This window comes from Sulfurovum sp. XGS-02 (assembly GCF_023213175.1).
In the GTDB taxonomy this organism is placed as follows: Bacteria; Campylobacterota; Campylobacteria; order Campylobacterales; family Sulfurovaceae; genus Sulfurovum.
On the sequence record NZ_CP093312.1, the window covers coordinates 168,857 to 183,631 of the forward strand.

The window sequence follows — 14,775 nt, forward strand, 5'->3', positions numbered from 1 at the left end:
TCGGAACGGTGACACAGTGAGGATATGTATGCTACTTTTTACCCCAGGACCTACACCAGTACCGGAGTCTGTACGCCAAGCTATGGCAACACCTACGTTACACCATAGAACACCAGAATTTGAAGCTATTTTTAAAGAGGCTCGTGAAAGACTTTTAAAGCTTTTCGGGATGGATGAGTGTGTGATGATAGCGTCGTCAGGTACAGGTGCGATGCAAGCATGTATGTTAAACCTGTGCAAGAGCAAAGCATTGACGGTAAACGCCGGTAAGTTCGGTGAGCGTTTCGGGAAGATCGCTGATGCAATAGGAAGAGACAAAGTGGAGCTTAGCTACGAGTGGAATACGCCTTGTTCCGTAGCAGACGTTGAAAATGCTTTGAGCGAGCATGCAGATATCGATGCGATCTTTATACAGGTGTGTGAAAGTGCCGGCGGACTTCGTCATCCGGTAGAGGCGATCGCGAAAAGAGCCAAAGAGATCAATCCTGACATCATGATCGTCGCGGACGGTATCACGGCAGTAGGGGTAGAGCCTATCGATGTTTCGAATATCGATGCATTGGTCACTGGAAGCCAAAAAGCCTTGATGCTTCCTCCCGGCCTTGCAATGATCGGTTTTTCAAATGCAGCTGTAGAGAAGATAGGCAAAGGGGTAGACTACTACTTCAACCTTGCTTCAGAGATCAAAAAACAGCAGCAGAACACGACAGCATACACGGCTGCGACAACACTGATCATCGGGCTCAACGCTATCTTTGATGCGATCGATGAAGAGGGGATCGATGCGTTGTATGCAAATACAGCAGCAAGAGCCGCAGCAACACAGGCAGCGCTTGAAGCGATAGGTTTTTCTATGTATCCTCAAACACCGGCACCCTCTATGAGTACGGTATTCGATGAAGATGCAGAGCCGATACGCAAACTGCTTAAAACGAAGTACGGTGTAAACATGGCAGGGGGACAGGACCATCTCAAAGGAAAACTTTTCCGTATCAACCAGATGGGTCTTATCCCTGTGTATGAGTCTGCATGGGTAGTCAATGCTATCGAGCTGGCATTGGCCGATCTGGGGAGAAGAGCGTTTGACGGTACGGCAAGCCGCGTCTTTAACGAAACGTATTTTAAGAAGAGTAATTAGATGATATTTGAACACGAGATCCCTAGCGGAAGCAGGCTTTACTTTGGACAAAGCGCCAAGGTAAAAAGAGAGATAGAGAGTATTGCAAGTGAAACATTGGAGAGGCTTGGATTTGAAGAGATCGTTACACCGCTCTTCTCTTACCACCAGCATGAGTGTTTCGAAGATCAAAAGCTTCTGGTGAGACTCAATGATGCAGAAAATCACGAAGTGACCCTGCGTGCTGACTCTACGGCAGATGTGGTACGTATCGTGACAAAGAGACTGGGACGCAGTACAGAGTCTAAAAAATGGTTCTATATCCAGCCAACAGTGACGTTCCCGACAAAAGAGCAGTATCAGATCGGTGCAGAAGTGATCGACGGCAGTTTTGAGCAGATCGCTGAGACAACGACAACACTTTTAAAACAGATAGGGGCAGAACCGGTGATGCAGATAGCCAATATCCGTATCCCGCATCTTTTAAATGAAAAATACGGGGTCTCTTTAGAGGTATTGAAATCGATGCATGTGGAACAGATCATGGCGGCAGACCTGCCTTGGATCGAACAGCTTGTAAGAATCAATGCCGTCAGTGATCTTGAAGATCTGAGCCCGTTCCCTGAGGATATCAAAGCGGAACTTGGAAAGATCAAAGAGGCGACAGACAAGGTAGCATACAGCAACATGGTGATCTCTCCGCTCTTCTATGCGAAGATGAGATATTATGACTCTTTGACATTCAGAATGTTTGAAGGAAACAGCCTTTTGGCAATGGGCGGAATATACACCATAGACGGTGTAGAAGCAGCAGGATTTGCACTCTATACAGATGAGTGTATCAGTAATAAAATGAACAGAGGATAGGGTAGATGAGTAAAGCAGATTTGATCGTAGGTCTCCAATGGGGAGATGAAGGAAAAGGAAAGATCGTTGACCATATGGCACAGACACACGACTATGTATGTCGTTTTGCAGGTGGGCACAATGCAGGGCATACGATCGTCATTGGCGACAAGAAGTATGCACTTCACCTTATCCCTTCCGGTGTACTGAATCCTAAAGCGAAAAATATCGTGGGGAACGGTGTGGTACTCTCTCCAAAAGATTTTATTAAAGAGATGGAGCAGTTTGATAACCTGGAAGGAAGACTTTTCCTTTCAGACAAAGCACATGTACTGTTGCCTTACCATGCACTGATCGATCAAGCCAAAGAGCGAATGAAGGGTGATAAGGCGATCGGTACTACAGGTAAAGGGATCGGACCTGCGTATGCTGATAAGATCGCACGTGGGGGACATAGACTGGGAGAACTGCTGAATCCTGAAAAACTTACAGCAAAGATCTTAGAGTTCTTCAGTATCAACAAACCTGTGTTTGATGCGATGGGTGTAGATGCACCGGTGGAGGCAGAACTTTTAGCCGAGCTTCAAGGCTATAAAGAGGTACTGGCTCCGTTTATCACTGATACGACACAAATGATGTGGAAGATCATGGATGAGGAGAAGAAGATACTTCTTGAAGGGGCACAGGGTACGATGCTTGATATCGATCACGGTACCTATCCTTACGTCACTTCATCAACAACGGTAAGTGCCGGAGCATGTTCGGGGCTTGGTATCAATCCCAAAGACATTGGAAAGGTGACAGGTATCGCAAAAGCATACTGTACAAGAGTAGGGAATGGACCTTTCCCGAGTGAAGACTTCGGTGAAGAGGGTGACAGACTTCGTAAAAACGGCCATGAGTTCGGAACGACAACAGGACGTCCGAGAAGATGCGGCTGGTTCGATGCCGTGGCGATGCGTCATGCCGTACGTGTGAATGGTGTGGACCAGGTAGCACTGATGAAACTGGATGTATTGGATGGTTTCGATGAAGTCAAAGTCTGTGTAGCGTATGAGGTAGACGGTAAAGAGATCGACTATGTACCGTATGAGCTGGATGATGCAACGCCTATCTATAAAAGTTTCCCGGGTTGGGACAAAACAGAGGGTGTGAGAGAATTCGATGCCTTGCCTGAGACTGCAAAATCATATATTTTAGCACTTGAAGAGATGATAGGCACAAAGATGGGGATCATCTCGACAAGTCCAGAGCGTGAAGACACAATAATTCGATAATAAATAAGGGGTAGCAATGAGATTAAAACCACAACAGACAGGGTATGTAGCAACAAAAATAGGAATAGATCTAGCCAATGCACCTTTTATCACTCTGCCAAAAGGAAGAGAGGCAGTGGTTGCTGCAGCAAAAAAGATTATAGATGAAAATCTTGAAAAAGAACGTGCGCTTGACGAAAAGGTCAAAAAGATCCTTGATGAGAATTATGATGAGATAGAGTTCCAGCATGCGGACGAGAGACAACTCTTTTTTATGATCAAGAAGAAAATGGCTCCTGAATATGGTGTGATCATGAACTATGATGACAGATACAATGACCTGGCACATTTGATCTTGGATGAATTGTATGAAAACTACCTTGCAGAATATACAGTGAATGAAAACCAGGTGAAGAATGTGATCTTTAAATCTTTCAAAGCCTTTGCAGATGCCTATGATGAGATAGACGATATTGTATATACAAAGATCAAAGGTATGGAGAAAGAAGTGATCCCTGGTTCTCAGGATTATGAACTACTCTATGAAAGATTGTATCAGGAAGAACTTTCAAAGAGAGGTATGCTGTAATGAGTAAAATATCTTTGTATTTTGAAAACGGATTGATGCTTGAAGCAAACAGTTTTGGTGCAGAGGGTACAGCAGTAGGAGAGATCGTATTTAATACCTCTTTGACAGGATACCAGGAGATCACGACAGACCCTTCTTATGCAGGACAGTTTGTGACATTTACGACACCTGAGATAGGCAATGTAGGATGTAATGCTCAAGATATGGAGAGTAAAGGTGCCTACTGTAAAGGTATCATCGTACGCAGTTATCAGGACCGTCCTTCCAACTTTAGATGTGAAGAGACTTTGGCAGCGTTGCTGAAAAGAGAGAATGTACTGGGTATCACGGACATAGATACGCGTTTTTTAACAAAAATGCTCAGGGATGAAGGTGCGATGATGATGGTGGCCTCCACGGAGATCCATGACGAAGATGGGTTGAAAAAAGTATTGGAGTCTTCGCCGCGTATTGAAGAGGTGAATTATATTGAACAGGTGAGTACAAAAGAGAGTTATATCCATCCTGAAGGACGTTACAATACCAAGACATTCCAGTATGATGCGCCCAATACCACAAAAAAGATCATTGCACTCGATTTTGGTGTTAAAAGAAATATCCTTAATGAACTGACCCATGCAGGTATGGAAGTGACGGTGGTACCAAACTCTATATCAGCCGAGGAGATCATTACGCAATTTGATGCAAAAGAGATTGATGGGGTTTTCCTTTCCAATGGACCCGGTGACCCGCTTATTTTAAAAGATGAACACGAGAAGATCAAGAAACTGATCGCCCGTAAAGTGCCGATATTCGGTATCTGTCTTGGGCATCAGTTGCTTTCTATCTCGCATGGCTACGATACATACAAACTGAAGTTCGGACACCATGGTGGAAATCACCCTGTGAGCAACGTTGTAACAGGTACAGTGGAGATCACGGCACAAAACCACAACTATAATGTACCCGATAACATTACTGAAGTGGCGACTGTCACACATATGAACCTTTTTGACAATACGATAGAGGGTCTCAAATACAATGACTCTCCGACCATGTCGGTACAGCATCACCCTGAAGCGAGTCCCGGACCGCATGAGAGTGCTTATATCTTCGGCGAATTTGCCAAAATGCTGTAAGGAAGAGAGATGAAAATAGCGATATTGTTTGGTGGATCCAGTTTTGAGCATGAGATCAGCATCGTCTCTGCCATTACAATGAAAAAGGTCTTAAAAAATGCTACGCTTGTGTACATCTTTGTCAGCAGCGATAGAAAATTTTATCTTATGGATACAGAGAAGATAAATTCTAAACTCTTTTCATCGGGTGAATATAAAAAATCCAAAGCATTGACGCTTACAAATGGCGGTTTTCAGATAGACGGCATGTTTGGAAGCAAGCGTGTTGATTTTGATGTGGCGCTGAACCTTATTCATGGAAGAGATGGAGAGGATGGAAAGATAGCGTCATTGATGGAGTTCTACAGTATTCCTTTCATTTCTCCTCGTATAGAAGCTTCGGCCCTCTCTTATAATAAACTCTATACTAAATTTTTAGCAGAAAGTTTAGGTGTAAAAACAGTACCTTACGAATATCTTTCTAAAAATGATGAGAGAAAGATCTCCATGGCGTACCCTGTGATCATCAAGCCGGTCCGTTTGGGCTCGAGCATTGGTGTAAGTATCGTAAAAGAAGCTTCCGAGCTTGATTATGCGCTTGATGTGGCATTTGAATTTGACACAGAAGTGATCATAGAACCTTTTATCGAAGGGGTAAAAGAGTTCAACCAGGCAGGCTCATATACGGATGAGTGGGAACTTTCCATAGTGGAAGAGCCGCACAAAGAAGAGTTCTTGGATTTTGAAAAAAAATATATGGACTTCTCCAGAGATTCTCAGGTTTTGGCAGCGGATATTTCAGATGCGCTGAAAGTAAAGATCCAAGAGAGTTTCAAAAAGATCTATGATCCCCTTTTCAGAGGAAGTATCATCCGATGTGACTTTTTTGTTGTAGAGGGCGAAGTACTTCTCAACGAGATCAATCCTATTCCGGGTTCAATGGCCAACTATCTCTTCGAAGATTTTGAAGGCTTGGTAGGTAGACTCTCAAAAAACCTGCCTAAAGAACAAAATATAGCGGTAGACTACCAATATATCCACTCTATCCAAAGTGCAAAAGGCAAAGCCTAAACTTTCTGACGATACGCGTAACAGTATCATTATCCACTCTATCAAAATACCTATGGGGAAGTTCAAACTTTCCCTTAACATAAGCCTTCTACAAATATAAATCACCCCATATAATATAAAAAATTATAAAATCTTATATTTAAATAAAAAAATTACTTTCTGTAACTTAAAAGTCTTATTTATCAAATAAATATAGTTTAATCAATATTTTTTCATTGCGATTTAAGTGATTGTGGCATAAAATTGTTCGTATTTTTTACAAATATAGACAAGAATGGGGGAGTGTAGATGAAGAAAATTGTGATGTTTGTAGTACTGTTTCTAACTGTACTACAAGCAGAGTCTTTGGGCGTAAATGAAAAGTTGGGTGAATATGTTCCACTTGATTTAACATTTATCGATGAAGACGGAAAAAGTAGAACACTCAAAGAGTATATGGATGGGAAACCTACGATCATCTCTTTAAACTACTTTAGATGTGCAGGTATCTGTACACCACAACTTGAAGATATGGCAAAAATGCTGTCTAAACTTGACTTGGCTGAAAATACTGACTACAAAGCGTTGACCATCAGTTTTGCACCGGATGAAACACCACCATTGGCAAAAGCAAAAAGAAAAACGATGCTAGACGCAATGACCAGACCCTACGTGAAGGATGCATGGCACTTTTTACTCAGTGAAAACAACTCTTCGGCTATTTTGGCTGACAAAGTTGGATTTACGTATAAAAAGGAAGTATCCCAAGCAGGTGTGGTTGAGTGGATTCATGCTGCAACATTGATCATTATTTCACCGGAAGGGAAGATCACACGTTACCTTAATGGTATCGAACAACTTCCTTTTGATGTGAAAATGGCAGTGTTGGAGTCAGCACAGGGAAAGGTTGGACCGACCATAGCTAAAACTTTACTTTACTGTTTCGCATACGATCCAAAAGGCAAAACCTATGTGTTTGCCTGGGAGAAGATAGCAGCAACAGTAATATTGACGATTACAATTATCTTTTTTATCTGGCTTATCAAAGCAGGGAGAAGAGATCAAGAAGAACATCTAAATCAAAGGAGAGACATAGATGAGTAAAACTTATTTCGACGAAACACACTGTGCCATCGGGCACCCTAAGAGTACATTCATGCAATGGATGCTTACGATCGACCATAAAAGAATCGGTATTATGTATGCAGCTGTCATGTTTGTATTCTTTTTTGTAGCTGTATTTACAGCATTTGCAATGAGACTTGAACTGTTTGCACCAGGGGGACAGTATATGGATGGAGACACCTTTAACCAGGCCTTCACACTACATGGTGTAATTATGATCTTCCTTTTTATTATCCCGGGGATCCCTGCGATATTTGGAAACATCGTTATGCCATTGATGATCGGTGCGAAAGATGTATCTTTCCCAAGATTGAACTGGTTTACGTTCTGGCTCTATATTGCGGGTTGTTGTATTGCACTTGCATCACTATTTATAGGTGAAGGTGTAGCCGATACAGGTTGGACATTCTATGCACCATACTCAATGAATACAGGAACAAACGTTATTATGGCGCTTGTGGCTGCATTTGTTCTTGGTTTTGCTTCTATTCTTACTGGACTTAACTTTCTTGTTACGATCCACAGACTTAGAGCTCCGGGTATGACTTTCTTTAAAATGCCACTGTTTGTATGGGGTATCTACGCAACGGCATGGATCCAGCTTCTTGCAACACCGGTTGTGGGTATTACGCTTGTATTAGCTATTTTGGAAAAATATTTTGGTATCGGTATCTTTGATCCGGCTAAAGGGGGAGACCCGGTATTGTTCCAACACCTGTTCTGGATCTACTCTCACCCGGCTGTTTATCTTATGATTCTTCCTGCATTCGGTATTATGTCTGAAATTATTCCTACTTTCTCAAGAAAAGAGGTATTCGGATATAGAACGATCGCTCTTTCATCAGCATCAATTGCAGGTATCGGTTATCTTGTATGGGGTCACCACCTTTATACATCTGGTATGTCAGATATTGCTAAAACTGTATTCTCATTCCTGACTTTCTTTGTTGCTATTCCAACAGGTGTAAAGTTCTATGACTGGGTTGCTACAATGTATCAAGGTAAGATCGTTCTTTCAACACCAATGATCTGGGCATTAGGAACAATCATTACATTTGCGATCGGTGGTATTACAGGGGTTACTATTACAATGATCGGTATGGACGTTCACTTGCAAGATACTTACTATACAGTGGCACACTTCCATTACGCAATTCTTGGTGGGGTTGTATTCTTGCTGTTTGCTGGTATGCACTATTGGTTCCCGCTTGTAACAGGTAAAATGTACAACGAAACAAAAGCAAAAATCGCTTTCTATCTTAATTTTATTGGATTTAACCTACTATGGTTCCCAATGTTCATTGCTGGTTACTACGGTATGCCAAGACGTTATTTTGACTACTTACCGGAATTTGAAATCTATCACCAAATCTCATTTGTAGGAGCAGTGATCTTTATTGCTGGTCTAATCTATATGTTCTGGGTATTCTTTAAAGGTTGGACAAAAGGTGAGGCAACTACGCCTAACCCATGGAATGCAACAACACTTGAGTGGCACTTACCAACATCACCACCACCGCTAGAGAACCACTCTAAAGTACCATATGTAGATTTTGATCCATATGAGTATAAACATGGTGAGCCAGTGGTTAAATTTAATTATGAAACGATGCAAAGGATAGACTAATGGGACACGAATACGTACCTGAGATCGCGATCGATCGCGATGGGAATCAACACGAAGTACAAGGTTGGCAAGGTGATTATTACGGCGGGAAACTAGGTTTCTGGCTGTTCATGCTCACAGAAGTAATGATGTTTGGAGCAATGTTTCTCTCATTGGCTTACTATAATTCATTGCACCCGCAAGACTTTTTAGATGCATCTGCAGGATTGAACAGACTATTGGGTGGTACGAATACAGTGATTCTACTTGTTTCAGCACTTACAATGGGACTAGGGTTACTTAGAATGAGAGCCGGTGATGTAAAAGGTTCTAAGCTTATGATCTGGGCAACTATTCTTTTGGCAGTTGCTTTCTTGGTGATCAAAGGATTTGAATGGACTGCTGAATACCATCACGGTATCTTCTTGATGCATGACAAACTATTGCCTGAGTCATCTTTACCATTTGGTCAGAAATTATTCTATGGTCTTTACTTTGCAATGACTGGTCTCCACGGATTCCACATTATCATTGGTATCGGTCTTATGCTATGGTTACTTAAAAGAATCAATGCGGGTAAAGTAAGCACAGAGCATCATATTTTACACTGGAACATCGCACTATATTGGGATATCGTACACCTTATTTGGGTATTCGTATTCCCTTATTTCTATATGATCGGAGCAGGAGGAGCTACAGGTGGACACTAATACAGTAAATTATCAAGAAGAGAAAAAAGTATATTATAAAGTACTCGTGGGACTATTGCTACTGACAGCGGTTACATTTATTCAACCGCATATGTTTATGACACATTCAACATTTTTAGCGCAAATGCTTATTGCAGTGGTGAAAGCTTGGTTGATCGTGATCTACTACATGCACTTAAAAGGTGAGAAACTGATCGGCGCTATGGTATGGTTTGCACTAGCATTAGTCGCAGTTTTCTTTATTATCGTCATTGGTATTGATGTTGCCAATTTCCAATTTGGAGCTGAAAGTCATATTACTGCTCCTGCAGCACACTAAGAGGGGTTTTATTATATGAGTAATACATTAGAAGGATTTAGTACAAGTGCATCGACTTTTAACGCAGACCATGAGTTTGCGTTCTGGCTGCACGTATGGATTTCAATTGCACTATTTTTATCAGTAGTTGCACCGATGATCTACTTTGCATGGAAGTATCGTGCAGACAAGGTCAAAAATGAAGATATCGGTACATTAACACATCATACCGGGTTGGAATTGGCATGGACGATCATACCTATCATCGCCGTGATGGTTTTCTTTTACTATGGTAATACAACACTACAAATGTTTAGAACACTTCCGACAGTGACTGATGATACAGTTGTAGTCAAGGTTGAAGGTTCTAAGTGGAAGTGGAAGTATGAGTACCCTGCAAATAAAAGCGGATATGTACATAAAATCGGTGGCGCTTTCAAAAAACCTGTTATGGATGAGAACGGTAAATTGATCGAAGAGGGTACAATGGGTATCACTGCACTCTATGTACCGGTGGATACAGATGTTATCTTGGAGATGACAGCACCAGTGGATGATGTAATCCACTCATTTTATATCCCTGCATTCCGTATGAAAGAGGATGTGGTTCCGGGACGTACAACAAAACAATGGTTTAATGCATCTAAAGTGGGTGAGTATGATGTAGAGTGTGCCGAGTACTGTGGTACGGACCACTCATATATGTACTCTAGAGTAGTAGTACTTCCAAAAGAGGAGTATGATGCATGGTTTAACGGTACAGATAATACACCAAAAGGTAATTATGCTAAAGGTGGTGATGCACTAGTACAACGACATGGATGTACACAATGTCATGCAATTGAAACAGATAAAGTATTAGTTGGACCTTCTCTTAAAACTAGAAGATTAACTGAAGAACAAGTATTAGATGTCATCAATAATGGTCAAGATCAACTTGGATATGCTATGGGTGCAATGCCAGCTGGTATGGCTACAGGTGCAGATGCTAAAGAGATCGCTGCGTATGTAGCTGGTGGTATGAAAGGTGAACAACCTGCATCATTTGCAGCATGTAGTTCTTGCCATGGAATGGATGGTAAAGGTATGAGCGGAATGTCTCCAAACCTTGTAGAATACGATGCGCCACTTATAGGTCATGTATTGAAAAATGGTAAAAAAGGTATGATAGGTCAAATGCCAGCATACCCTGATATGACAGAAGAAGAGATTTCAACAATTGCTGAATATCTCGAAACAGGTAAGTAATGATTAAAGATTTTTTCGTAGTTACCAAATTTATTCTCTCCTTTGCAGTCAGTTTATCTGCACTCTTTGCCTATATCATGGCAAAGGGAGAGATTGGTGTAGATATGTTTATTGCTACCTTCTCTGTACTTTTAGTAGCGATGGGAGTTTCGACTCTTAATCAAGTACAAGAGTATAAAGAAGATTCCAAGATGGAAAGAACGAAAAATCGTCCTATCGCAGCGGGACGTATGTCCCCTCGTACCGGGATTATCATCGCATTAGTATTGATCCTGGTCTCATTTGCGTCTATCTATTCACTCTTAGGCCTTACAGGGATAAACTTTTTTGGTTTTGCATTTATTTGGTACAACCTCATGTATACACCTTTGAAGAAGAGATCTGCCGTAGCGGTGGTTCCAGGAGCGATACTGGGTGTTATCCCACCGGCTATCGGGTGGCTGGCAGCAGGCCATACACTCTTTGAGTTGGAGTTCATTGCCTTAGCGGTCTATTATTTTATCTGGCAGGTACCACACTTTTGGTTATTGGTCATGCTCTTTCACGGTGATTACAAAGATGGTGGGTATCCAACAGCGATGCGTCTGTTTGGGGAAGGGACACTACAGAGACTTACCTTTGTATGGCTCATACTGACCATACATGCAGGTATCTACCTGGTCTATACCTTCAATGTTTATTTAATGGTGACAGTGGTACTTTCTGCAGCACTTGGAGTATGGGCATTTATCACATCCCTGCAACTGCTCAAAAAAGAGTTTAAACTGACAGATGCACGTGCGATCTTCTGGAAGATCAATGCAGCATTTTTAGGGATCATCATACTTCTTAGTATCGATGAATATGTAAAACATCATATATAATGATATAAGTAATAGCAGATCTTTCTGCTATTAAACTGCAGTTTAATAGCACTTACTACACTTACATAAGTGACATTTTAAGGAACAAATATGCAAGAAAACCAATATACAATTCAAACGATCATAGAGAGTGTTTTTAAAGAACACAACTATAAGATCAAAAAAAGACTTATTTATGATAATGCACTGTTCGGAGGACTGAGCAGCAAGTGGATCAAATTGGCTTTTCTTATTTTACCGTTTGCGATGTATGCTGCCATATTCAATCCTACATCTTTTAAAGCGTTGGGTATCGCACAAGCCATTGTATTTTATATCATTCTTCTTGTATTTGCCATGCAGATCGTTGTAGCAGTCTCTTACTTTAACAATAAAAAGGTGTTAAAAACAGCTACCAAAGCATGGGAGGACTACTTCCCCAATATTGATTTTAAAATGATACTCTCTTCTGGTGCCACACCTTATGCGGATTTTAAAAAATATTATGAAGCTGCACTCAGTGAGGGGTTAACTGAAGATGCACTCAAGGATAAAATGAGTGAAGCTTTCCAACAGATGGAATCTGAAAACACTCACCTTGTCGAGGCGATGAAGAAAGACAAAGAGAAAAGAGCAGGTAAATAGTATGTTCAAGCGTATCATAGTAGTCAGTGTACTTTTCTTATCCGTACTCTCAGTATCACAAAGTGAAACGTTAAAAGTTTTATGCAGTGATAATAATTCAACTGCATGTTATGAGCATGGGCTCCCTATGGTCACCGGTGACAATGCGAAAGTTCAGGATATCAAAGAAGAGGGGTTGAGTTATATACGTAAAGCCTGTACGCTTGGAGAAGAGAGAGCGTGTGATATTATGGGTGATAACTACTACAAGGATACCAATTACGGTGCAGCGATACCCTATCTTGAAAAATCATGTCTCAGGGGTATAAAGTCTGCATGTGAGGCGATGGGGACGATCTATCGTGATGGTCATGACGTAAGACCTGATGATGTCAGATCAAGAGAGTTTTATGAAAAGGCATGTGAACTCAAAAGCGGTGATGCCTGCTTTAATGTGGCTATCATCTATCGTGGCGGTTTTGGTGTCGAAAAAAACAGAACACAAGAAAAAGCGTTCTACAAAAAAGGTTGTGATGCCGGATTGAAAGCCGGGTGTGACCGATATGCCGAGTTAGATAATGAAGACAAAGGTATAGAAACCGGTATTTGGGCTACGATAAAAGGCTGGTTTCAATAAATCTTCTCTCCCTCTCAAAGTATATTTAGGAGTAATACACTCCTAAAAAAATCAATTAAATTGATAGATTAAACAGGAGTTAATTTCTCTTTTGGTGCTTTAAATCCCTCCATATTTGCGTTAAATGTAACCTATCCTCACATATATTTACATTCAATAATTTTTTAAGTACAGATATAATCAAATAAGATTATAATTATTATTGAGTGTTGTAATTTTATAACATAGAATTTATTCAAGGGGGTATGTATGCAATCAAATGCAGCATTGGAATATGATTATTCATTAGCAAAAAAGTTTACCTTTTTAACTATTTTGTTTGGATTTTTAGGAATGTTGATCGGTACGATTATTGCCGCACAAATGGCATTTCCTGAATTAAACTATCTATTGGGAGAGTATGGGACATTCTCAAGACTCAGACCACTTCATACAAATACGGTTGTATTTGGATTTACGGTTTCGGCAATCTTTGCTACTTGGTTTTATATAGGGCAAAGAGTCCTTAAAGTATCTATGGCAGAATCGAAGTTTTTGATGGTGGTCGGAAACATTCAATTTTGGCTTTATTTTGTAGGAGCACTTTTAGCGACGATATCTTTGCTATTGGGTATTTCTTCTGGTAAAGAGTATGCTCAGTATGAGTGGTGGGCTGATCTTGTTGTAGTAGTCATTTGGGTACTTTGGGGCCTTGGTATCATGGGTCTTATAGGGATCAGAAGAGAGAAAGCACTCTATATCTCTATATGGTATTTTCTTGCATGTTTCCTTGGTATTGCCATGTTGTATCTTTTCAACAATATGTCGATCCCTACTTATTTCGCAACGGAAGGGCTTGGTGCTATCACACACTCGGTATCTATGTATTCAGGTACAAATGATGCACTAGTACAATGGTGGTATGGACACAATGCGGTTGCATTTGGATTTACTGTACCTATCGTTGGTATGATCTACTACTTCCTGCCAAAAGAGTCTGGACAGGCTATCTATTCTTATAAGCTCTCTTTACTCTCTTTCTGGGGATTGATGTTCGTTTACCTATGGGCAGGTTCTCACCACCTTTTATGGTCAACAGTTCCAGATTGGATGCAAACAATGGGTTCTGCGTTCTCAGTGGTACTAATTTTGCCATCATGGGGTTCAGCAATCAACATGCTCCTTACGATGAAAGGTGAGTGGAATCAGTTAACAGACAATCCATTGATCAAATTCATGGTGCTTGCATCTACATTCTATATGTTATCAACGATCGAAGGTCCTATCCAAGCGATCAAATCAGTGAATGCCATTGCACACTTTACTGACTGGATCCCTGGACATGTACATGATGGTGTACTTGGTTGGGTAACATTTATGATCATGGCTTCATTGTTCCATATGGCTCCGCGTATGTTCAAAAGAGAGATCTACTCTAGAAAACTTATGGAGACACAGTTCTGGCTTCAGACAACAGCGGTCGTGCTTTACTTTACATCTATGTGGATCGCAGGTATTACACAAGGTATGATGTGGAGAGCAGTAGATGAGTATGGTAACTTGATGTATTCTTTCATAGATACGGTCAATGTACTTCACCCTTACTACACGATCAGAGCACTAGCAGGTGTAATGTACCTTATTGGTTTCATTATGTTCGCTTACAATATGTATAAAACGATGACTTCTGCTAAAGAGATTACAGAAGAACCACAGTTTAGAACACCTATGGCATAAGGGAGGTACTTTAT

At 40.9% G+C, this 14,775-nt stretch carries 15 protein-coding genes; all 15 read left to right on the top strand.

The genetic code is table 11. The annotated features are described in order from the left end of the window. Positions 1-28 precede the first annotated feature (28 nt). The 15 genes from MN086_RS00870 (at position 29) to ccoN (ending at position 14,761) form a co-directional block, all read left to right on the top strand. Positions 29-1,138 carry an alanine--glyoxylate aminotransferase family protein gene (locus MN086_RS00870; RefSeq protein ID WP_248576176.1) on the top strand — a complete coding sequence of 370 codons (1,110 nt, stop codon included), beginning with the start codon at positions 29-31 and terminating at the stop codon, positions 1,136-1,138. Then, positions 1,139-1,984 carry an ATP phosphoribosyltransferase regulatory subunit gene (locus MN086_RS00875; RefSeq protein WP_248576177.1) on the top strand — a complete coding sequence of 282 codons (846 nt, stop codon included), beginning with the start codon at positions 1,139-1,141 and terminating at the stop codon, positions 1,982-1,984. A 5-nt stretch (positions 1,985-1,989) separates the two neighbouring features. Continuing rightward, positions 1,990-3,240, top strand: a complete 1,251-nt coding sequence (locus tag MN086_RS00880; protein ID WP_248576178.1) for an adenylosuccinate synthase — start codon at positions 1,990-1,992, stop codon at positions 3,238-3,240. A gap of 16 nt (positions 3,241-3,256) precedes the next feature. Then, positions 3,257-3,808 carry a DUF507 family protein gene (locus tag MN086_RS00885; protein WP_248576179.1) on the top strand — a complete coding sequence of 184 codons (552 nt, stop codon included), beginning with the start codon at positions 3,257-3,259 and terminating at the stop codon, positions 3,806-3,808. Further along, entirely contained in the window at positions 3,808-4,926 is a 1,119-nt protein-coding gene (carA, locus tag MN086_RS00890; protein ID WP_248576180.1) for a glutamine-hydrolyzing carbamoyl-phosphate synthase small subunit, read from the top strand. The genes MN086_RS00885 and carA overlap by 1 nt, the downstream gene beginning before the upstream one ends. A 9-nt stretch (positions 4,927-4,935) precedes the next feature. Then, positions 4,936-5,976 carry a D-alanine--D-alanine ligase gene (locus MN086_RS00895; RefSeq protein ID WP_248576181.1) on the top strand — a complete coding sequence of 347 codons (1,041 nt, stop codon included), beginning with the start codon at positions 4,936-4,938 and terminating at the stop codon, positions 5,974-5,976. Positions 5,977-6,264: 288 nt separating this feature from the next. Next, complete coding sequence (locus MN086_RS00900; RefSeq protein WP_248576182.1) at positions 6,265-7,059, top strand: SCO family protein; 795 nt, start codon at positions 6,265-6,267, stop codon at positions 7,057-7,059. Beyond that, positions 7,052-8,707: a cbb3-type cytochrome c oxidase subunit I gene (locus MN086_RS00905; RefSeq protein WP_248576183.1), complete on the top strand. Its 1,656-nt coding sequence runs from the start codon at positions 7,052-7,054 to the stop codon at positions 8,705-8,707. Before MN086_RS00900 ends, MN086_RS00905 begins: the two co-directional genes overlap by 8 nt. Beyond that, positions 8,707-9,396: a cytochrome c oxidase subunit 3 gene (locus tag MN086_RS00910; protein WP_248576184.1), complete on the top strand. Its 690-nt coding sequence runs from the start codon at positions 8,707-8,709 to the stop codon at positions 9,394-9,396. Before MN086_RS00905 ends, MN086_RS00910 begins: the two co-directional genes overlap by 1 nt. After that, positions 9,386-9,715: a cytochrome C oxidase subunit IV family protein gene (locus MN086_RS00915; RefSeq protein WP_248576185.1), complete on the top strand. Its 330-nt coding sequence runs from the start codon at positions 9,386-9,388 to the stop codon at positions 9,713-9,715. The genes MN086_RS00910 and MN086_RS00915 overlap by 11 nt, the downstream gene beginning before the upstream one ends. 15 nt (positions 9,716-9,730) lie before the next feature. Continuing rightward, positions 9,731-10,942 carry a cytochrome c oxidase subunit II gene (gene coxB, locus MN086_RS00920; RefSeq protein ID WP_248576186.1) on the top strand — a complete coding sequence of 404 codons (1,212 nt, stop codon included), beginning with the start codon at positions 9,731-9,733 and terminating at the stop codon, positions 10,940-10,942. Continuing rightward, complete coding sequence (locus tag MN086_RS00925) at positions 10,942-11,805, top strand: protoheme IX farnesyltransferase (RefSeq protein ID WP_248576187.1); 864 nt, start codon at positions 10,942-10,944, stop codon at positions 11,803-11,805. The genes coxB and MN086_RS00925 overlap by 1 nt, the downstream gene beginning before the upstream one ends. A gap of 90 nt (positions 11,806-11,895) precedes the next feature. Beyond that, positions 11,896-12,429, top strand: a complete 534-nt coding sequence (locus MN086_RS00930) for a hypothetical protein (RefSeq protein WP_248576188.1) — start codon at positions 11,896-11,898, stop codon at positions 12,427-12,429. Between the two features lies 1 nt (position 12,430). Next, positions 12,431-13,045 (top strand): tetratricopeptide repeat protein, encoded by a 615-nt coding sequence (locus tag MN086_RS00935; protein ID WP_248576189.1) that lies wholly within the window; start codon positions 12,431-12,433, stop codon positions 13,043-13,045. 249 nt (positions 13,046-13,294) lie between these two features. After that, entirely contained in the window at positions 13,295-14,761 is a 1,467-nt protein-coding gene (gene ccoN, locus MN086_RS00940) for a cytochrome-c oxidase, cbb3-type subunit I (RefSeq protein ID WP_248576190.1), read from the top strand. Positions 14,762-14,775 lie beyond the last annotated feature (14 nt).